This window comes from Aequorivita sp. IT1282 (assembly GCF_058068205.1).
Map to the genome: position 1 here is coordinate 445,048 of NZ_JBYRHR010000001.1, position 19,776 is coordinate 464,823.

Annotated in this window: 18 protein-coding genes; 10 read left to right on the forward strand and 8 right to left on the reverse strand. The window is 36.3% G+C overall.

All coding sequences use genetic code 11. The features are described 5' to 3' along the window. The first annotated feature begins 70 nt into the window (after nucleotides 1–70). Together capA and capB are read left to right on the forward strand one after the other, a co-directional pair. A complete protein-coding gene (capA, locus tag AC3RVG_RS02095) occupies nucleotides 71–1,108 on the forward strand; it encodes a cysteate synthase (protein WP_489689775.1) in 1,038 nt (345 codons plus the stop codon). 155 nt (nucleotides 1,109–1,263) lie between these two features. Then, a complete protein-coding gene (gene capB, locus AC3RVG_RS02100; RefSeq protein WP_489689776.1) occupies nucleotides 1,264–2,523 on the forward strand; it encodes a cysteate-C-fatty acyltransferase in 1,260 nt (419 codons plus the stop codon). Nucleotides 2,524–2,589: 66 nt separating this feature from the next. On the opposite strand, the gene AC3RVG_RS02105 is transcribed toward capB, so the two are convergent. Together AC3RVG_RS02105 and AC3RVG_RS02110 are read right to left on the reverse strand one after the other, a co-directional pair. Continuing rightward, nucleotides 2,590–3,708 carry a GTP cyclohydrolase gene (locus AC3RVG_RS02105; protein WP_489689777.1) on the reverse strand — a complete coding sequence of 373 codons (1,119 nt, stop codon included), beginning with the start codon at nucleotides 3,706–3,708 and terminating at the stop codon, nucleotides 2,590–2,592. An 8-nt stretch (nucleotides 3,709–3,716) separates the two neighbouring features. Beyond that, the gene (locus AC3RVG_RS02110; protein WP_489689778.1) at nucleotides 3,717–4,697 is read right to left on the reverse strand and encodes a transporter; all 981 of its coding nucleotides are present in this window, start codon (nucleotides 4,695–4,697) and stop codon (nucleotides 3,717–3,719) included. 107 nt (nucleotides 4,698–4,804) lie between these two features. On the opposite strand from AC3RVG_RS02110, the gene AC3RVG_RS02115 reads away from it, so the two are divergent. The 3 genes from AC3RVG_RS02115 (at nucleotide 4,805) to AC3RVG_RS02125 (ending at nucleotide 9,072) form a co-directional block, all read left to right on the forward strand. Further along, nucleotides 4,805–5,068: a DUF4834 family protein gene (locus AC3RVG_RS02115; protein ID WP_489689779.1), complete on the forward strand. Its 264-nt coding sequence runs from the start codon at nucleotides 4,805–4,807 to the stop codon at nucleotides 5,066–5,068. A gap of 153 nt (nucleotides 5,069–5,221) precedes the next feature. Further along, nucleotides 5,222–7,663, forward strand: coding sequence for a YfhO family protein (locus tag AC3RVG_RS02120; RefSeq protein ID WP_489689780.1), 2,442 nt, complete (start codon nucleotides 5,222–5,224; stop codon nucleotides 7,661–7,663). Nucleotides 7,664–7,791: 128 nt separating this feature from the next. After that, on the forward strand, nucleotides 7,792–9,072 hold the full coding sequence (locus AC3RVG_RS02125) for a glycosyltransferase family 4 protein (protein ID WP_489689781.1): 1,281 nt from the start codon (nucleotides 7,792–7,794) through the stop codon (nucleotides 9,070–9,072). A 74-nt stretch (nucleotides 9,073–9,146) separates the two neighbouring features. Here AC3RVG_RS02125 and AC3RVG_RS02130 read toward each other — a convergent pair whose 3' ends face one another. After that, nucleotides 9,147–10,430 (reverse strand): hypothetical protein, encoded by a 1,284-nt coding sequence (locus AC3RVG_RS02130; protein WP_489689782.1) that lies wholly within the window; start codon nucleotides 10,428–10,430, stop codon nucleotides 9,147–9,149. A 279-nt stretch (nucleotides 10,431–10,709) separates the two neighbouring features. Further along, nucleotides 10,710–13,487 carry an excinuclease ABC subunit UvrA gene (uvrA, locus tag AC3RVG_RS02135; RefSeq protein ID WP_489689783.1) on the reverse strand — a complete coding sequence of 926 codons (2,778 nt, stop codon included), beginning with the start codon at nucleotides 13,485–13,487 and terminating at the stop codon, nucleotides 10,710–10,712. A 257-nt stretch (nucleotides 13,488–13,744) separates the two neighbouring features. Here uvrA and AC3RVG_RS02140 point away from each other — a divergent pair, with 257 nt between their 5' ends. Then, the gene (locus AC3RVG_RS02140; RefSeq protein WP_489689784.1) at nucleotides 13,745–14,329 is read left to right on the forward strand and encodes an RNA polymerase sigma factor; all 585 of its coding nucleotides are present in this window, start codon (nucleotides 13,745–13,747) and stop codon (nucleotides 14,327–14,329) included. 57 nt (nucleotides 14,330–14,386) lie between these two features. Continuing rightward, nucleotides 14,387–14,539 carry a hypothetical protein gene (locus tag AC3RVG_RS02145; protein ID WP_181566797.1) on the forward strand — a complete coding sequence of 51 codons (153 nt, stop codon included), beginning with the start codon at nucleotides 14,387–14,389 and terminating at the stop codon, nucleotides 14,537–14,539. A gap of 99 nt (nucleotides 14,540–14,638) precedes the next feature. On the opposite strand, the gene AC3RVG_RS02150 is transcribed toward AC3RVG_RS02145, so the two are convergent. Continuing rightward, nucleotides 14,639–15,295 carry an endonuclease III domain-containing protein gene (locus AC3RVG_RS02150; RefSeq protein ID WP_489689785.1) on the reverse strand — a complete coding sequence of 219 codons (657 nt, stop codon included), beginning with the start codon at nucleotides 15,293–15,295 and terminating at the stop codon, nucleotides 14,639–14,641. 30 nt (nucleotides 15,296–15,325) lie between these two features. On the opposite strand from AC3RVG_RS02150, the gene bcp reads away from it, so the two are divergent. Then, complete coding sequence (gene bcp / locus AC3RVG_RS02155) at nucleotides 15,326–15,778, forward strand: thioredoxin-dependent thiol peroxidase (RefSeq protein WP_489689786.1); 453 nt, start codon at nucleotides 15,326–15,328, stop codon at nucleotides 15,776–15,778. Here the strand turns inward: bcp and AC3RVG_RS02160 are convergent. Beyond that, a complete protein-coding gene (locus AC3RVG_RS02160; RefSeq protein ID WP_489689787.1) occupies nucleotides 15,775–17,229 on the reverse strand; it encodes a nucleotidyl transferase family protein in 1,455 nt (484 codons plus the stop codon). The genes bcp and AC3RVG_RS02160 overlap by 4 nt on opposite strands. A gap of 168 nt (nucleotides 17,230–17,397) precedes the next feature. On the opposite strand from AC3RVG_RS02160, the gene AC3RVG_RS02165 reads away from it, so the two are divergent. Together AC3RVG_RS02165 and AC3RVG_RS02170 are read left to right on the forward strand one after the other, a co-directional pair. Further along, complete coding sequence (locus AC3RVG_RS02165; RefSeq protein WP_489689788.1) at nucleotides 17,398–18,174, forward strand: MBL fold metallo-hydrolase; 777 nt, start codon at nucleotides 17,398–17,400, stop codon at nucleotides 18,172–18,174. Between the two features lie 2 nt (nucleotides 18,175–18,176). Continuing rightward, nucleotides 18,177–18,671 carry a hypothetical protein gene (locus tag AC3RVG_RS02170; protein ID WP_489689789.1) on the forward strand — a complete coding sequence of 165 codons (495 nt, stop codon included), beginning with the start codon at nucleotides 18,177–18,179 and terminating at the stop codon, nucleotides 18,669–18,671. Between the two features lie 15 nt (nucleotides 18,672–18,686). Here the strand turns inward: AC3RVG_RS02170 and AC3RVG_RS02175 are convergent, their stop codons facing one another. Both AC3RVG_RS02175 and AC3RVG_RS02180 read right to left on the reverse strand, forming a co-directional pair. Continuing rightward, a complete protein-coding gene (locus AC3RVG_RS02175; RefSeq protein WP_489689790.1) occupies nucleotides 18,687–19,343 on the reverse strand; it encodes an alpha/beta hydrolase in 657 nt (218 codons plus the stop codon). A gap of 76 nt (nucleotides 19,344–19,419) precedes the next feature. Next, entirely contained in the window at nucleotides 19,420–19,743 is a 324-nt protein-coding gene (locus tag AC3RVG_RS02180) for a DUF4870 domain-containing protein (protein ID WP_489689791.1), read from the reverse strand. Nucleotides 19,744–19,776 lie beyond the last annotated feature (33 nt).

The window sequence follows — 19,776 nt, forward strand, 5'->3', positions numbered from 1 at the left end:
TTTCATTATCTTTGTCCGGTTGAAAAATTCGGTTGAAAACTGAGTATTTTTTATAACGAACTACCTCTTTATGAAAGAAGAAATAAAAGCCCACAATAATGTGTTGGCACTTATAGGCAACACACCGTTGATTAAGCTTGCTAAAATTACCCACAAGATGAAGGGTAATTACTTTGCAAAAGTTGAAGCGTTCAACCCGGGGCATTCTACAAAAGACAGAATAGCTCTTTATATTATTGAAGAAGCTGAAAGAAAAGGAATCTTAAAACCAGGCGACACCATTATAGAAACCACCAGTGGTAACACAGGTTTCAGTATTGCTATGGTCAGCATTATTAAAGGTTACGAATGTATTTTGGCTGTAAGTTCAAAGTCTTCGGCAGATAAAATTGATATGCTGAAAACCATGGGCGCTAAGGTTTATGTTTGTCCAGCAAATGTTAGTGCAGACGATCCGCGCTCGTATTACGAAGTTGCAAAAAAACTTCACAGCGAAATAAAAGGTTCGGTTTACATCAATCAATATTTTAACGAATTGAACATTGATGCACATTACCTATCTACTGGTCCCGAAATTTGGGAGCAGACTGCAGGACAAATCACGCATTTGGTAGCTTGCAGTGGAACGGGAGGAACTATTTCTGGAACTGCACGTTTCCTAAAAGAACAAAATCCAAACATAAAAGTTATAGGAATTGACGCTTATGGCTCTGTGCTTCAAAAATACCACCAAACAAAAGAATTTGATTCCAATGAAATCTATCCATACAGAATTGAAGGTTTGGGTAAAAATTTGATTCCAACGGCAACAGATTTTAATATAATTGACAAGTTTGAAAAAGTAACAGATGAAAGCAGCGCACATACTGCGCGCGAGCTTGCTAAAACTGAAGGTCTATTTGTGGGTTATACCAGTGGTGCTGCAATGCAAGGTTTAAAACAACTTGAAGAAGAAGGAGAATTTAATGAAGACAGTAATATTGTAGTTATTTTTCCTGATCACGGCTCAAGATATATGAGTAAAATTTACAATGACGACTGGATGAACCAGCAAGGTTTCTTTGATTCTGAAACTGCTGAAATTCATAAGATCGAGTATATAAAATGAGATATTAATTGATAATATTATTGTAAATCCCGAAAGCACTGTGTTTTCGGGATTTTTTATTGTGATTAAATACGATAACTTAAAATCTCATGCCCAAAATCTAGAATCTAATGATAATTTAATTAATTTTGTCCTCTATTTTAACAAAAAACTTAATGAAAGATTTATTCGATAAAATCTACAAAGATAAAGGTCCGTTAGGGAAATGGGCTGAACAAGCGGAAGGCTATTTTGTTTTCCCAAAACTGGAAGGTCCAATCTCTAATAAAATGAAATTTAAGGGAAAGGAAGTAATCACTTGGAGTATCAATGATTATTTAGGGCTTGCCAACCATCCCGAAGTTAGAAAAGCAGATGCCGAAGCAGCTGCAAAGTGGGGATCTGCTTACCCAATGGGTGCTCGAATGATGAGTGGCCACACAGATCTACATGAACAATTGCAGCGCGAACTTGCTGCCTTTGTGAGCAAAGAAGCGGCGTATCTTTTAAATTTTGGATACCAAGGAATGGTTTCTACAATAGACGCGTTGGTTTCAAAAGATGACGTAATTGTTTATGATGTTGATGCACACGCCTGTATTATTGACGGGGTTCGTCTTCACCTAGGGCAACGCTTCACTTACAGACACAACGATATGGAAAGTATCGAAAAAAACCTACAGCGAGCTACTAAGGTTGCTGAAAAAACTGGCGGTGGAATTCTACTTATTTCTGAAGGCGTTTTCGGAATGCGCGGTGAACAAGGAAAATTGAAAGAAATTATCGCACTTAAAGAAAAATATAAATTTCGCTTTTTCGTAGATGATGCTCATGGTTTTGGAACTCTTGGTAAAACAGGAGCCGGAGCAGGCGAGGAACAAGGAGTGCAAGATGGTATTGACGTTTATTTTGCAACTTTTGCAAAATCGATGGCAAGCACCGGCGCTTTTATTGCTGGTGACGAAGAAATTATGAATTACCTTAAATACAATCTGCGTTCGCAAATGTTTGCGAAATCGTTGCAGATGGTTTTAGTTGAAGGAGCATTGAAGCGTTTAGATATGCTTCGTACAATGCCAGAACTTAAGGCTAAACTTTGGGAAAATGTAGACGCTTTACAAGGCGGACTTCGTAAAAAAGGTTTTGATCTTGGAACAACGCAGAGCTGTGTTACTCCAGTTTATTTAAAAGGAAGTATTCCAGAAGCAATGGCGTTGGTAAAAGATCTTCGTGAAAACCACGGAATTTTCTGCTCAATTGTTGTTTATCCGGTAATTCCGAAAGGATTAATTCTATTAAGAATGATTCCTACGGCATCACACACTTTGCAGGACATTGAAGAGACTTTAGAAGCTTTTTCATCTATCCGCGAACGTTTGGAGAATGGAACATACAAACGTCTTTCTGCTGCAGTTGCAGAGGCGATGGGAGAATAAAAAAATTCCTGTGAAGACAGGAATCTCGATATAAAAAAATCCACTTTTTTAAGGTGGATTTTTTTATTAAATATCTTTCCTAAACGTACTCCGCTCTTTATGCTGCACTGGATTGTAATCCTTCCAAAGCAACTGCACGGCAGTGTTTTCTTTTAATTCAGGATTAGTTTCAACGGTGTGTATTCCTTTTGAATTGAAGAGATATTGCATTTCTTCAAAAATAATTGCGGTTACGCCTTTTCCTTGGTACTCAGGATCAATTCCTATTAAATAAAAGGCTGCGGTATCGTTCTTTTTCTGTGCTCTTAAAATATGACTCCACCCTAAAGGAAAGAGTTTACCATTCGCTTTTTTCAGTGCTTTTGAAAACGATGGCATCACAATGGAAAAAGCAATCAGTTTTCCGGTTTCATCTTTTATGCAACAAATATAATCGGGGTGAATAAAGCCGAAATACTTCTCTTTATAATAATCAATTTGATATTGCTGAATAGGAACGAATGTTTGTAGGGTGTTGTAAGTTTTGTTTAGCAGCCCGAACATATCATCCACATAAGGCAAAATTTCCTTTTTATCCTTAAAACGAATTACTGAAAGTTTGTAGCGCTCACGAATAATTCTTGAAAATTTAGATACTTTTTCAAATATGGTATCCGGAATTTGCAAAGTATATTCAACCCAAGTAGCTTGTTTTTCGTAACCGAGTTTTTCCAAATGCTCGGCGTAATACGGAAAGTGGTACCAAGTAATCATGGTATTTAATTCTTCAAAACCCATAGTGAGAATACCGGCTTTTTCCATATTACTAAAACCTACTGGCCCTTCGGCGTACTGTAAGTTGTGTTCACGACCTTTTTCGTAGGCTTTTTCCAGAAGTGCTTTGGTAACTTCAATATTGTCTACCATATCCAGCCAGCCAAAACGAATTTTTTTCTTTCCTTGATCGTTTACTTCTAAATGGTTTATAATAACGGCGATACGTCCAACTATTTCATCATTTTTATAAGCCAAATAATACCAAGCTTCGGCGTTTTTAAAAACAGGGTTTTTGTTAGTATCTAAGGTTTCCATTTCGTCCTTAATTAAAGGTGGAACCCAATACTTACTGTCTTTGTAGAGTTTAAAAGGAAAAGTGACAAATTTTTTGAGATCACTTTTAGAGGAGGTTTGTTTTACAGTAATCATATAAAATGTTATTGTTTGCCGTTATCGTCTAAATCTAATTCTTCTTGGCGATCTTGTTTTTTATTTTTCTCTTTCTTTTCGTCAGCTTTTTTATTTGCATCGTCTTCCAAATATTCATCTTTGCTGTGCATATCAAATCGATACGCCAGCCCAAGACGACCATAAAACTTTGACGGGGTATCTTTTAAACTATATGTAAGTGAAAGATCAACTTGAAAATCATTGTTAATCAAAGCTGCAGCGCCACCACGAAGTAATTGATCTGCATAAAAATCGCTTTTAAAACCTTGGTTTTCAATAAATATTGAAAAATAGCGGTTAGTTGCGTGCGTTATGGTTACGATGTACCCGTAGGTTGGAAACTCTGTTGTAACGCGGTCTGCGAATATATTGGTTACTAAAACCCACCCTCCAATAAAATTGTTTTGGGTAGAAATTACAACTTTTGGACTTAGCACACTTTCTGGTTCGGGCGTAAATGGATTATCTGCAAAATCGAAATTAGCTCCCGCATAAATTGAAATTGCGGGTATTAAATCTTCTAATTGAATTTTGTTATTTTTTTTCCAACTATATAAGTTTGGGCCTTTTAAATCGCGTTTTCTGTATGGATCGTAAATTAAATATTTGGCGCCAATAGTGTTGCTTGTAAAATTAGAAAGATCGTATTCCAAAACTGCAGCAGAGCGACTATCGGTAACTGTGTTTGATTGAAATTCACCCATAAGGCTCACCTCTAAACGTTCTTTCCAAAAACCGTAACGAATGGAATAATCTATATTCCAACCATCTGTATCAGTTTTTAAGAGCGAGTGTTTTTCTTTTCCGTAGCTGAAACCAGATTCAAGCTGAAGTATATTTGTACCTACCGAAAATGCTCCTTGCGATCCACCAGGTCTGTTCGGATTTATCATTTCGGTATACTGTGCAGAAACTTCTGAAAAGGCAAAAAAACTGAGCAGAATTAATATGGGGAGTTTGATGTTCATGGATTGTTGGGTTTAGTTCAAAGATATAAGATTTTACCATTAATTTAATAGTCAATATTCGTCTTTTTATACATCAATCCTTATTTTTGGAAACAATTTTGACAGATATGATGACATTCCTAAAAACGATACTGATCGTTCTTCTGGTATACTTTGCGCTTAAATTTCTTATTAGGCTGGCTACCCCTTACTTAATGCGCTATATTTCGAAAAAGGCTGGGCAGCAGTTTGAGCAATTCTTCGGAAACAATTCAAACGTGAATTCGAAACGCGAACAGGAGGGAAGTATTACAATCGATAAAAATCCTACAGGTAATTCCAGAACCAGCAAAAAAGTTGGAGAATATGTGGAATATGAAGAGGTAGAATAAAATGACGGTTTGAATCACGTTTGTGAAACAGGACTTTTCTGAATCACTATCTGTTGTGCATCTAAACGTCATGGTTCGTGTTTACCTTCAATACTGGTTTCTGCTTTCAAAAAAAAACCCTAATTTCCCCACTTCAAATTTATAAGCCAAATTATGCTCGCCAACTATAAAAAGTTTCTTCCTCATTTAGTTGTTTTCATTTTATTCATCATTGCATCTTTAGCCTATTTCAACCCCGTTTTACAGGGCAAAAAAATATTCCAAAGTGATATTGTTCAATACACAGGAATGGCTAAACAGCAAAACGATTATCGTGCGGCAACAGGCGAAGAAACCTATTGGACTGACGCAGCTTTCGGCGGAATGCCTACGTATCAACTTGGTGCAAAATATCCAAATAATTACATAAAAGATTTAGATCTCGCCATTCGTTTTCTGCCTCGTCCGGCAGATTATTTGTTCCTTTATTTTATAGGAATGTATATTCTCTTTTTAGTGCTTAAAGTTGATTATAAATTAGCTTTTCTCGGCGCTTTAGCATTTGGTTTTTCAACGTATTTAATTATTATTTTAGGTGTTGGCCACAACGCAAAAGCCCATGCAATAGCCTATATGCCCTTTGTTTTAAGTGGAATTTTACTAACATTTAGAGGAAAATATCTCTGGGGGTTTTTATTACTTACCGTTTCATTGGCATTGGAACTCGTAGCAAACCACTTCCAAATGACGTATTATTTGTTGCTTTTGGTAGTAATCATCGGAATCGTTTATGCAATTGATGCTTTCAAAAAGAAAATGTTGCCACATTTTTTTAAGGCAGTGGGAATAATGGCAATTGCCGTTATAATTTCTATAGGTTTAAATGCCACAAATATTTTGGCTACAAAGGAATACGCAGACACTTCCACACGTGGCAAAACGGAGTTAACGATAAACGCCGATAATACACCGAAGGACAACAAAACGGGTCTCGATTTCGATTATATTACTGAATATAGCTACGGAAAACTAGAAAGTTTAAACCTGTTTATTCCCCGTTTTATGGGAGGAAGTTCTACGGAAGCATTTCCAAAAGATTCAAAAACTATTGAAAGTTTAATGCGAATGGGCGCTTCTTCTCAAGAAGCAAATCAGGTATTAAGTCAAATTCCGATGTATTGGGGAGACCAATCATTTGTAGGAGCACCAGCTTATATTGGCGCAATTATTATTTTTCTCGCAGTTTTGGCGTTGTTTTTAGTTCGTGGAAGATTGAAGTGGTGGATTGTTACTGGTTTTGTATTAACCCTGCTACTTTCTTGGGGTAAAAACTTCAGCGGACTCACAGAATTTTTTATTGATTATGTGCCGCTTTACAATAAATTCCGCGCGGTTTCTTCAATACAAGTTATTATAGAATTGATTCTGCCAATCCTAGCTATTGTTGGGTTGCATCAGTTTTTCAGTAAATTTGAACGTGAAGATGAAAAGAAAAAAGCGCTGCTTTATTCAACAGGAATCGTTGGCGGACTTACTTTAATTTTCATAATTTTTAAATCTACACTTTTCGATTTTGCGAGCCCATACGATAGCTATTTTAGAGATGAAATGGGGCTTCCATTCTTGGAAGCTATTCGCGAAGATAGAATGTCGCTTTTCACTTCCGATGCATTTCGTTCATTGATATTTGTGCTTTTAACGGCAGCTGTTCTTTGGTTTTTCATAAAAGGAACATTGAAAAAAGGATTTGCAATCGGCGCACTTTGCGTCTTGGTTTTGGTCGATTTAGTGGGCGTTGACAGAAGATATGTAAACGAAGACGACTTCGTGCAAGCAAGAGTAGTTGATGAACCGTTCCAGAAGAATGGAGCAGACATGCAGATTTTGGAAGATGATGGCCATTACCGTGTTTATGATGCCTCAATAAATGCTTTCAACAGTGGGCGCGCTAGTTATTATCACAATGCTTTAGGCGGGTATCATGCGGCAAAGCCTGGTAGAATGCAGGATTTATTTGAATTTTATATTTCAAAAGGAAATATTGGGATTCTGAATATGATGAACGTCCGCTATATAATTGTGGAAAGCAAAAATGGTGGGCCAGTAGCGCAACGTAATCCCTACGCAAATGGTGATGCTTGGTTTGTTGAAAATGTACTTCCCGCTGAAAACGCCAATGAAGAAATACAACTTTTAGACAGTTTGGATATTAAAAAAACCGCTGTTATAAATAAAGAATTTCTTTCAAAAATACCTACGCAACAAATTAAAAGAGACACGGTTTCTACAATTGAACTATTTAGTTATAAACCTAACCATATAGTTTATGAAGCTTCTACAGATACTGACCAACTTGTAATTTTTTCTGAAGTGTATTACCCAAAAGGTTGGAATGCCTACGTAAATGGTAAACCTGCAGAATATTTCCGCGCGAATTATTTGCTGCGGGCAATGGTAATTCCTCCGGGAAACAATAAAATAGAATTTAAATTTGAACCAAAAGTAATCCAAACCGGAAGCACTATTTCGTTAGTGAGCAGTATCATTTTTCTGCTTATTTTATTAGGCGGCTTGTATTTGGCCTATCGGAAAAAAGAAGTAAATAAATCAAATTAACAATAAAGTTTTGAAGTTCTTTGCGGCCTAAAAAGCATCGAAAATTACGAATGTTACTGAGTTATTTAGTTATAAAGTTATTTAATATATAACTCACTAACTAGTACCAAAAAACTGAATAACCTAAAATGAAACACGCCCTAATCATTACATATTATTGGCCTCCAGCAGGTGGTCCGGGCGTACAGCGCTGGTTAAATTTTGTAAAATACTTTCGAGAGTTTGGTGTAGAACCAATTGTTTACGCGCCCGAAAACCCGAGTTATCCTCTAATTGATGAAAATTTTACTTCAGAAATTCCTTCGGATATTGAAATAATTAAGCAACCAATAAACGAACCATACCGCTTTGCAAGGGTTTTTTCAAAGAAGAAAACTAACAAAATGAGTAGCGGGATTATTTCAAAAAAGGAAATTTCGGCAATGGAGAAGTTGATGCTCTATGTACGCGGCAACTTTTTTATTCCCGATGCGCGTGTAGGTTGGGTGAATCCTTCGGTTGAATTTCTGTCGAAATATATAACAGAAAACGCTGTGGATGTTGTAATAACAACTGGTCCGCCGCATAGTTTACATCTTATTGGGATGCAACTTCAAAAAGAATTTAATATAAAATGGATTGCAGATTTTCGTGATCCTTGGACCACAATTCACTACCATAAATCGCTTCGATTAAATAAAACTTCAGAGCGAAAACACAAAGCATTGGAAGCGTCAGTTTTAAAAACTGCAGATTTAATTACCGTTACGAGTCCGACTACAAAAAAGGAGTTTGAAATGATAACCGAAACTCCGATCGAGGTTATAACAAATGGCTATGATATTACGGACGAAGTGGATTTTAAGATGGATTCATCTTTTTCGATATCGCATATTGGTTCTTTATTAAGCGAAAGAAATCCGGAAGTTATATGGAAAGTGCTTTCCGAAATTTGCAAAGAAAACGCTGCTTTCAAAAAGGATTTGATTCTTAAATTTGCCGGAGCTGTAAGCGATGAAGTAAAGAAAAGTCTTGAAAATTTTAAGCTACTTGCAAATTGTGAATTTTTGGGTTACGTTTCTCATCAAGAAGCTATAAAACTGCAACATCAAAGTCAAGTACTATTGTTAGTTGAAATAAATAGCGCCGAAACCCGTGCTATTATTCCCGGAAAACTTTTTGAGTATTTAGCCGCCAGACGGCCAATTATTGCATTCGGACCAAAGGAAAGTGATATTGAAGAAATCATTACCGAAACTAAATCTGGTAAATTTTTCAGCTATTGGGACGATGATGATTTGAAGATTGAAATGCTCCAGTTATACGAAAACTTTAAAAGTGGCGACTTAAAAATTGCTTCCGAAGGAATTGAAAAATACAGCAGGAAAGAATTGACACGGAACATGGCTTCCCTAATTTTAAAAGAATAATTCTGAATAAAAAAACCTTCGATCTCCGCCAATGGCGAATCACGAAGGTTTTCAACCAACCAAAAAACTACCTTTTATCCGCGTCCTCCTCGTGAGCTAGTTTCCTTTTTGGAACTACTTCTGGAGGTTTTTGCACTTGAATTGCTTCGTGATGGAGCGCTGGATTTATTTACTGTGCTGCGGCTCGCAGTTTCTCTTTTGGGAGCCTTCGTTGTATTTCTTATTACCGTACTACTTCTGTTATTTGAAGGAGCAGTTTGCGTTTGTCTTTGAACTGTTTTATTATTAGAAACTGTTCTAGGATTGTTTGAGCGAACTGTACTTTCCTTTCGTGTGTTATTATTAACTCGGGTGTTGTTATTATCTCTAGTAGTAGTCGTGTTTCTGGTAGAAGCATTGCTAGAATAGTTTCTATCGCTTTGCTTGTTACGGTCAACCGTTGCAGCGCCTTTACTGTTGGTGCTACTACTTCTAGTTACAGTTTCACTTCTTGTGTTATTATTTCGAACGGCACTGCTGTTTCTGGTGTTATTGCTTCGAACTGCACTATTATTACGTGTGTTGTTGTTTCTAACTGTACTATTACTATTATTTCTTACCGTGTTATTTGAACGTGTATTACTTGTAGCAATCATTGTATTTTTTCTGTTGGGATTATAATCTCTATTTACAGATGCTCTCCCTTTCTTATCGTAAACACGACTGCCTGGGCGATAGAAATCTCTGCGACCATTGTGGTATGCTACTTTATGTTTCTTTTTGTAATATACTACGTGATCGTGATAACCGTATCTAACTGGCGAATAATATCTTCTGTAAGGCATATCATAAACTACGCAGTGCGAATAAATTGGTGGTGCGTAATATACGTGCCAAGGACGATATACATAGTATGGATTATATACGTTTATAAACCCGGTGTAATGTGAATAATAACCATAGTTATTATAATGAACATTTAATCCACCTACTTGTACAAGGCGTCTTTTATTGTAGCGAATGTCTACATTTCCTGCTTGAATGATTCTACCGTATTCATCATAGTAAATGGGAACACTCTCTACTTGAATCACCGCGCCGTAATCATCAAATTGTACGTATGCTTCGTAGTCATAACCGGAGTTGTAACTAACATTCACATTTGGGGTGCTAATAGTTACTTGCGATCCATTTTGTGGACCAACATATACAAAGTCGAATTGACCATCAGGAAATACTGAGAATTCTACATCGCCTTCAACGAAGATGTAAGCGTTACCATCATAATCTCTTCTGAGTTCATTTTCACTTTCGGGGGAAGTTGCATTTGCAGAAATTCCCACTAAAAGGATACTGAATATAAGGGCTAGGTTTTTCATAATTCTAAAATTTAAAAGGTTCGTACTTGCTTTATGTTTTTTGGTTCGCTGAGTACGATTATGAATAACCAACGACCGTGCCAAAATTTTAAAAAACTGATTATCAGTGAGGGTTTTGGGATGTTGCAAACCGAAAAAAGTATAAAATTGAAAATTGTTGAATTAAAAAATCCGCTAAAGTATTTTACCACTTTAACGGATTTTTAAAAACTAACCAACCAAAAACTTAATCTCTATTTATTACGTTTCAATTAGTGTGCCAAAAAGATTTTATCAACTCTAAAGTTTCTCCTTTAAATAGCTTGCTGTAAATGATTCTTTGTTTTTCGCAACTTCTTCCGGAGTTCCAACGGCTACAACTCTTCCGCCGTTTTCACCACCTTCGGGACCAAGATCTATAACGTAATCTGCGCATTTAATTAAATCGAGATTGTGTTCTACAACTATAACCGTATGACCTTTATCCAATAAAGCATAAAAGGAAGCAAGTAGTTTTTTTATGTCGTGAAAATGAAGACCGGTTGTAGGTTCATCAAAAATGAAAACAGTTTTTTCTTTTGAAGTTCCTTTCACCAAAAACGATGCTAATTTAATACGTTGCGCCTCACCACCAGAAAGCGTAGAGGAGCTTTGCCCAAGCTGCACGTAGCCAAGCCCCACATCTTGCAGTGGCTGTAATTTTGCCGCAATTTTAGCCTGCTTATGCTCGCCGAAAAATGCAACAGCATCATCCACGGTCATTGTAAGTATATTGTCTATGTTTTTGCCCTGAAAAGCTACTTCTAAAACTTCTTTTTTGAAACGTTTTCCGTTGCAGACATCACAGATTAAATGCACATCGGCCATAAATTGCATTTCGATAGTAACTTCGCCTTCTCCTTTGCAAGTTTCGCAACGTCCGCCATCTACGTTAAAGCTGAAATGTTTCGCTTTGTAACCACGAATGTCTGAAAGTTTTTGAGAAGCGTACAAATTCCGAATGTCGTCGTAAGCCTTAATATAGGTTACTGGGTTACTTCGGCTGGAACGACCAATTGGGTTTTGGTCAATAAATTCAATGCTTTTTATGGTGCTAAAATCTCCCTTTATTTCTGAAAACTGACCGGGTTTTTCACCATAACCACCAATTTGCCGCATTAGGGCAGGATAGAGGATTTTCTTCACCAAAGTACTTTTTCCGCTACCAGAAACACCTGTTACAGCAGTAAATATATTCAGAGGAAAAGTAACATCAATATTTTTTAAATTATTCTGGCGCGCACCAGTTATAGAAACTTTATTATTTGAAGTACGCCGTTTTTTCGGGACTTCAATTTCCATTTCGCCATTTAAGTATTTCGCAGTTAGCGATTCAGATTTTAGAATTTCAGCGTAATTACCTTGTGCTACAACTTCGCCGCCAAAGGTTCCAGCTTCGGGACCAATATCTATTATTTCGTCTGCAGCTTTCATTATGTCTTCATCGTGTTCTACCACAATCACGGTGTTGCCCAAATCGCGAAGGGCTTTTAAAACCACAATAAGCCTTTCAGTGTCTTTTGGATGAAGTCCGATGCTGGGTTCGTCTAAAATGTACATAGAACCCACGAGACTGCTCCCTAAAGAGGTAGCGAGGTTGATGCGCTGCGATTCTCCACCCGAGAGCGTATTCGATTTGCGGTTCAGCATTAAATAACCCAAGCCAACATCTTGTAAAAAGTTGAGGCGATTGTTTATTTCAAGCAGCAAACGTTTCGCAACTTTTTCATCAAATTCTGAAAGTTTCAAATTTTTAAAAAAGTCTGCTGTTTTATCTAAAGGCAACTCTACCAACTCTTGAATTGCAGTGCCATTTATTTTAACGTAATTAGCTTCGGGACGTAATCGTTTGCCTTTGCAGGTTGCGCATTTTGTTTTTCCACGGTAACGCGAAAGCATTACTCTGTTTTGAATTTTATAGCTTTTCGATTCTAAAAAGGAAAAGAAAGAATTGAGGCCTTCAAAAGATTTGTTGCCGTCCCAAACCAGCTGCTTTTGTTCGGGAGATAATTCAAACCAAGGTTTGTGGATTGGAAAGTCGAATTTATACGCACTATTTACCAATTGGTCTCGATACCAACTCATACTTTCTCCGCGCCAAGGGAATATTGCATTTTCATAAATTGAAAGAGAGGTGTTCGGAATTACCAAATCTTCGTCAATACCAATAACATCGCCGTAACCTTCACAAACGGGGCAAGCACCGTACGGATTATTAAAACTGAAAAGATGCACGTTCGGTTCTAAGAAAACCATTCCGTCTGCTTCAAAACGATTGTTGAATTCGGTTATTTTGTTTGAAGAAAGTGTTTCGATATATAATTCACCTTTTCCTTCAAAAAAAGCAATTTCAATAGCGTCTGCAAGTCGGTTGTAGAAATCTTCATCGTCCTTCGTAATAATACGGTCAACAACTAAATCTATTTTTTTAGGGAACGATTTCCCACTTAATTCATCTATTCTAACAACTTCGCCTTTAACTTTAATTCGGGAATAGCCTTGTTGCGCCAAAGACTGAATTTTGTTTTCCATTGTTCGGCCTTCTTCTAAATGAATAGGGGCAAGGAGCAATAATTTTTCCCCTTCGGCGAATTTTTTAATAAAACTTATAACATCTGTAGTTGTATCTTTTTTAACTTCTCTTCCAGAAATTGGGGAAATTGTTTTTCCAATTCGAGTAAAAAGTAATTTTAAATAATCATAAATTTCTGTCGAGGTGCCTACGGTGGATCGTGGGTTCGTTGAATTTACTTTTTGCTCAATTGCAATCGCTGGCGAAATACCTTTTATGGAATCTACTTTCGGTTTATCTAACCTTCCCAAAAATTGGCGTGCATAACTGGAAAGGCTTTCAACGTAGCGTCGCTGGCCTTCTGCGTAAAGTGTGTCAAACGCCAAACTTGATTTTCCGCTACCGGAAAGACCTGTTATTACCACCAATTTATTCCGAGGAATAGCAACAGAAATATTTTTTAGGTTGTGAAGTTTTGCACCCTGAATAAGAATGTATTTCTTTGTATCTAATGTTTCGGTATTCAATTTATTTTTTCCTTTTTTATAGCTGTGTGCAAAGATAGTATATCGGTTTCAGCAATGCACATTTGGAGATATTAAATATTTTTCTTGAGAAATTTAACTTTTTCTTTGCATTTGTAATTTCTTTGTTGTTATATTTACGGCTCTTAACGTCATATAAAAAAAATATTGCCTATAGCTGATCTTTACTTTTAACAAATAAACATTTAAACTAAGCAACCAAATCCATAGTTGTTTATTTTTTAAAAAAAAGTATTGATATGAAGCAAAGCATAAACTCTGATGCGTTTCTCGTAAACGCTTATATGAACGGTAATGAATCTGCGCTTTGTGAGCTAATTAAGCGTCACAAACAACGAATCTACAGTTTTATTTATTCTAAAGTTTTTGATAGAGATGTCTCTGAAGACATTTTCCAAGATACTTTTATTAAGGTTATTAAAACTTTAAAAAGGGGAGCTTATAACGAAGAAGGAAAGTTTCTTCCGTGGGTTATGCGTATTGCCCATAATTTGGTGATAGATCATTTCAGGAAAAACAATCGCATGCCGAAATTTGAAAACAATACTGATTTCAATATATTTTCGGTGCTAAGCGACAATGCCCTCAATATTGAAAAGCAAATCATTAAAGGGCAGGTGGAAGATGATGTGCGCAGACTAATTCAGGAATTGCCAGATGACCAAAAAGAAGTGCTTATAATGCGAATTTATAAGGATATGAGCTTTAAAGAAATAAGCGAACAAACTGGCGTAAGTATTAATACTGCGCTAGGACGTATGCGCTATGCGCTCATTAATTTGCGCAAAGTGATTGATAAACACAATATTATATTAACTAATTAATACAATAAAGTAAATTTTGTTTCGTTATTTGGAAATAAAACCTCTAAATAATATTCTATGCAAAAATTTTACTCTAAAACCTCACGGGTGGACGACGTGAATAAAAATCTTGTTCCAAAAGAAGAAACTATAAAATTTCTTCTGGATTATTCGATGGCTTTAAGTGTTATAGATTACCATAAAATGAAGTTTGAAGCGCTTCTAAACTAAACTTTGGAGAAACCCCGGAATTAGCTTTTCGGGGTTTTTTACGTTCAAAAATGAATAATTCAGCTATATTAAACTCTTCATTCGCCACTTATTCATTTATCACTTTTTCTTTTTCCAATAATCTTCAATGACTGTTTTTCTGCCAATGGTTTTAGTGATTATATCCTTTTCTAAATCCCAGCCGCGCGCTGGAGAGTATTGTCTTCCGTACCAAATTATCTGTAAATGAAGCGAATTCCATAAATCTATTGGGAATAATCTTTTTGCATCTTTTTCGGTCTGCACTACATTTTTGCCATTTGTAAACCCCCAACGATACATTAATCGGTGTATGTGTGTATCTACCGGAAATGCAGGTATATTAAAGGCTTGGCTCATCACTACACTAGCGGTTTTGTGCCCAACAGCCGGAAAAGATTCCAAAGCTTCAAAATCTGCTGGAACAATTCCGTTGTATGTTTCAATCAACATTTCTGAAAGCCCGTGAATGCCTTTCGCTTTCATAGGCGAAAGACCAACAGGTTTTATAATTTCGCGTATTTCTTCCACAGTAAGCTTCACCATATCGTACGGGTTATCGGCTATTTCGAATAAAAGTGGTGTAATTTTATTCACCCGAACATCGGTACTTTGTGCAGAGAGCAATACGGCAATCAATAATGTATACGGGTCTTTATGGTCTAAAGGAATAGGGATTTGAGGATAAATGTTCTTTAACGTATTAATTACAAACGTAACCTTCTCTTGTTTGGTCATTTTAAGTACTTTTATACAAAAATAGGGATTATGACAACATTAATGGTAGGGGATAAGGCTCCAGATTTTAAAGTAAACGATCAAGACGGAAATAGTATATCTTCAACAGATTATAAAGGAAAAAAATGGGTAGTTTTTTTCTATCCAAAAGCCAGTACACCAGGTTGTACAACTGAAGCCTGCAATCTTCGCGATAATTACAAAGAACTTCAAAAAGAAGGATATGAGCTGCTTGGCGTAAGTGCCGATAGTGAAAAGCGCCAGAAAAACTTTAAAGAGAAATACGAGTTTCCTTTTCTGTTATTGGCTGATGAAAATAAAGAAGTAATTAATGGGTTTGGTGTTTGGGGACCGAAAAAATTCATGGGAAAAACGTATGACGGTATTCACAGAAAAACGTTTGTGATGGATGAAAACAGAATTATAACACGCGTTATAGACAAGGTAAAAACCAAAGACCACGCCGCCCAAATACTGGATTAGTTACTTATTTTTGCTGATTCCACTTTGCAATTGAAAAGTTTCTTTTCCTTAATAATTTCAGCAACACCAGGAGGTAGCATTTCTTCCCATCCTTCTTCGTGTTTTTCAATCTTTGATAATACTTCGCGCGAAAATATTTCCATGATTTCAGGATTGTAATCAGTAATATCAACCACTTTTCCGTTGTATTTAAAGAATTTGTACAATTCCTTCATACGTGGGTGTACTTTTAGATTTTCGCTATCTGTATATTCACCAGTTTCCGCATCTTTCATAGGGTAGAGGTACACTTTCAAATCTTTAAAGAATAACTTTCCAAAAGCTTCTAATATGCCTCCACTTAAATGACGATAGTATTTTTCGTCAAAGATATCTACCAAGTTATTTACGCCCATGGCAAGCCCCATGCGCATCTTAGTATATCTTGAGAAATATTCAACCAATTTATAATATTCCTGAAAATTCGAAATCATAACCGTATGGCCGAGGGAGCAAAGTAATTTTGCGCGATCCATAAAGTCTTCTTCATCAATTTCACCTTCGGCTCGAAGATTTGAAAGTGTAATTTCAAAAATAACTTCTGTTCTATCTTTTTCTACTCTGTTTTCAGCTAAAAACATTTCGTACGAACGCTCAAACATATCTATGTTTACTTTCGTAACAGGTCTAAAACTACCGCGAAGTGCCAAGATATTTTTCTTATAAAGAATTCTAGCCGGAAGAATATTATGCCCGTCCGGATCAAACATAACGGCATCGGTCATGCCATTTTTAATAAGTTGAAGACTCATTAATCTATTATCAACATTTTCAAAACGTGGTCCCGAAAAATTGATTGTATCTATTTCAATCTTGTCTTTGTCAATATGGTCATAGAGATAACGAAGCAATTTGTTAGGCTGATCGTATTTATAGTATGCGCCATAAATAAGATTTACACCTAAAGTTCCTAGCGTTATTTGCTGTAATTGCGCATCGTTTTCGTGAAAACGAATGTGCAAAGTAATTTCGTTATACGGTTCTTTTGGATCAATTTGATAGCGAACACCAACCCATCCATGACCTTTATATTTCTTTGCAAAATCTATGGTAGCTACCGTATTTGCGAATGAAAAGAATAATCTATTTGGGTGTTTGTCGCGGTTTATACGCTCTTCAATAAGTTGAAACTCGTGAGAGAGCATTTTCTGTAAACGAGATTCGGTTACATATCTTCCGTCCTCTTCAATTCCATAAATGGCATCGCTAAAATCCTTATCATAAGCAGACATGGTTTTAGCAATTGTTCCGGATGCGCCGCCAGCTCTAAAAAAATTACGCACTGTTTCCTGTCCTGCGCCAATTTCGGCAAAAGTGCCATAAATATTTTCGTTCAGGTTGATTCGTAAAGCCTTACTTTTTATAGAGGGAATGTTTTCAAATTCCTTATCTCCTATTATGGTTTCTGGCATAGCAGCGTTATATCTTTAATTAACAAAGGTAGCAAATACAATAGGTAAACAAAAAAAATACCAGTATTTTTGCGCCGATGACGCATAGATTCTTGTACATAAAAAATACTTCTAAATGCAGATTGATTATGTTGCCTCTGTCCAATAAAAAATTAATATTTTAGACAGATGAAATCAGAATTTAAAGTAACATTTCTCGGTACCGGAACTTCACAAGGCATACCCGTAATAGGCAGTAATCACCCAGTTTGTAAAAGCAATAATCCTAGGGATAAACGCTTAAGGGTATCGGTTTTATTGCGTTGGGATGATTTTACGTATGTAATAGATTGTGGTCCAGATTTTAGAGAGCAAATGTTGCGCGCAAATGTTTCGAGAGTGGACGGTATTTTACTAACGCACGAACACAGCGACCATACCGCCGGCCTCGATGATATTCGTCCGTTCAATTTTATGCAAGGCAATTTGCCATTTTATACGCATAAACGTGTTTTTAAATCATTGCACGAACGGTTTGCTTATATTTTTGAAACTGTAGATAAATATCCCGGTGCACCCAGTGTTGAAGAAATTGAAATCGACAAAGATTCATCTTTAATTTTAGGAGGGAAAAAGGTAGTTACTATTGAAGCATTTCACGACAAACTTCCGGTTTTAGGATTTCGAATTGAGGGTTTTACGTATTTAACAGATGTAAAAACTATTTCTGATGAAGAAATTGAAAAAATAAAAGGAACCAAAGTTCTAGTTGTAAATGCCCTTCGCGAAGAGCCACATTATTCACATTTCAATCTTTCGGAAGCGCTCGATTTTGTTGAAAAAGTTAAACCAGAAAAAACATATTTTACACATATTAGCCATTTAATGGGCTTTCACGAAGAAGTAGAAAAGAAACTTCCGAAGGACGTACACTTGGCTTATGACACACTTACGATACCTATTTGATTATGAGAAATAAAATATTTTTGTACCTGTTTCTGTTTTCTGTGCTTTTCATTATTTATCAATATATGAATGAAAAGAGCATTTTTGAATCACAAGATAATCGAATTGCACTTTTGGAGGAAAATCTCACGATAGCAAACGATTCTATCAAGACACTTCAGAATGACGTTGCAGATTTAAACTATTTCACCCTACTCGGTAACGACAACGCAATGACGTATTTTGAAAAAATGGGGTACGAAGCAGCCGATGTAGCGGCTAACGTTTCTGACCAAATTTACGATTTCAATTTACAAAAGGGAAACAATCCTTTAGTGCCATTTGACGGAATGGAGGGCGTTATGAAAATCAATAAGTTGAAATTCTTAAACCATAAATGGATCCTTGCAGATTTTACCGATGGCACATACTGGGGCGAAATGATTTTGGAATATCGCTTTAATGAAAAGAAAGATCTTGAATTAACTCCAATTGGTTCCTTTCTATATATAAATTGAGTTACGTTTCATTGATTATTGCTTTTCCAACCAACTCTTTAATTCGTAGAAATTCTGTGGCGCAACGCCATGGCCAACAGGAAATTCTGAATAAGCACAATCAATGTTCAAATTTTCAAGAAATGGCTTGGTTTTTCGAGCCCATTGCACTGGGATAACTTGATCTACATTTCCGTGCGAAGAATAAATATTAAGCTTGCTGAAATCATTTTCGGCATAACCTTCTTTTAATATTTCCTCGTTAATATACCCACTTAGTCCAATTACATTTTTTACTTTTTCAGGGTAACTTAATGCAACCGCAAAACCTAAGATAGTACCTTGGCTGAAACCTAGTAGCGTAACATCGTTACCGTTTACTTTATACTTCGCTACAACTTCATCAATACATTTCGAAACTAATTCGCGCGAAGCGATTGCTTGTTCATCGTCACTAAATTTTCCTTGCGTATCGTCAAAGAAGATGTTATACCAAGCATTTCCGTATGGTTCCAATCTTATTGGCGCCTTTAGAGAGATGACTGCGTATTTTTCCGGTAACTCGCTTGCAAATGAAAACAAGTCGTTTTCGTCGCTCCCAAAACCGTGAAGCATAATAATAACTGGCGGATTTTCCGAAGGATTTTTGGCGGGTCTGTAATTGTGTTCTAAAAGTAATGTTTGTTTTTCCATAGCCTGCAAAAATAAACAAGACCTTTTAAACTGAAGATTTTTCAGTAGAAAAGGTCTCGTTAAAAGTTGGTTAAAATTATATTCCTTTAAACCATTCTTGAAATTGTTCGCCTAAAACCGGTACTGGTTTCATTTCGCCTTGTGCGGCACTTATCAGTCCAAGAAGCCAAAACACTAAAATTGCTACATTTACAATTGTTGAAAGAATCCAAATACTTAAAAATCCTGAAACAATTATTAAAATAGTACCCACACATAAAATTCCTAGCGATTGGCGCACGTGGAAGGTGCCTAACGCAGTTTTATTTCCATTGTTCATTACAAGAGCGATTATCCAGCCTATAAGTGTTATATAAGCGATGATAGCCACGGTTTTACCGTTGTCTATACTTGTTTCCATATCTTTAAAATTAGGTTAGTTATTATTTAAGAT

Bases quoted from the DNA above. Each gene is read 5' to 3' on its own strand.
- capA (WP_489689775.1), top strand. From the start codon at position 71: ATGAAAGAAGAAATAAAAGCCCACAATAATGTGTTGGCACTTATAGGC.
- capB (WP_489689776.1), top strand. From the start codon at position 1,264: ATGAAAGATTTATTCGATAAAATCTACAAAGATAAAGGTCCGTTAGGG.
- AC3RVG_RS02105 (WP_489689777.1), bottom strand. From the start codon at position 3,708: ATGATTACTGTAAAACAAACCTCCTCTAAAAGTGATCTCAAAAAATTT.
- AC3RVG_RS02110 (WP_489689778.1), bottom strand. From the start codon at position 4,697: ATGAACATCAAACTCCCCATATTAATTCTGCTCAGTTTTTTTGCCTTT.
- AC3RVG_RS02115 (WP_489689779.1), top strand. From the start codon at position 4,805: ATGATGACATTCCTAAAAACGATACTGATCGTTCTTCTGGTATACTTT.
- AC3RVG_RS02120 (WP_489689780.1), top strand. From the start codon at position 5,222: ATGCTCGCCAACTATAAAAAGTTTCTTCCTCATTTAGTTGTTTTCATT.
- AC3RVG_RS02125 (WP_489689781.1), top strand. From the start codon at position 7,792: ATGAAACACGCCCTAATCATTACATATTATTGGCCTCCAGCAGGTGGT.
- AC3RVG_RS02130 (WP_489689782.1), bottom strand. From the start codon at position 10,430: ATGAAAAACCTAGCCCTTATATTCAGTATCCTTTTAGTGGGAATTTCT.
- AC3RVG_RS02140 (WP_489689784.1), top strand. From the start codon at position 13,745: ATGAAGCAAAGCATAAACTCTGATGCGTTTCTCGTAAACGCTTATATG.
- AC3RVG_RS02145 (WP_181566797.1), top strand. From the start codon at position 14,387: ATGCAAAAATTTTACTCTAAAACCTCACGGGTGGACGACGTGAATAAA.
- AC3RVG_RS02150 (WP_489689785.1), bottom strand. From the start codon at position 15,295: ATGACCAAACAAGAGAAGGTTACGTTTGTAATTAATACGTTAAAGAAC.
- bcp (WP_489689786.1), top strand. From the start codon at position 15,326: ATGACAACATTAATGGTAGGGGATAAGGCTCCAGATTTTAAAGTAAAC.
- AC3RVG_RS02160 (WP_489689787.1), bottom strand. From the start codon at position 17,229: ATGCCAGAAACCATAATAGGAGATAAGGAATTTGAAAACATTCCCTCT.
- AC3RVG_RS02165 (WP_489689788.1), top strand. From the start codon at position 17,398: ATGAAATCAGAATTTAAAGTAACATTTCTCGGTACCGGAACTTCACAA.
- AC3RVG_RS02170 (WP_489689789.1), top strand. From the start codon at position 18,177: ATGAGAAATAAAATATTTTTGTACCTGTTTCTGTTTTCTGTGCTTTTC.
- AC3RVG_RS02175 (WP_489689790.1), bottom strand. From the start codon at position 19,343: ATGGAAAAACAAACATTACTTTTAGAACACAATTACAGACCCGCCAAA.
- AC3RVG_RS02180 (WP_489689791.1), bottom strand. From the start codon at position 19,743: ATGGAAACAAGTATAGACAACGGTAAAACCGTGGCTATCATCGCTTAT.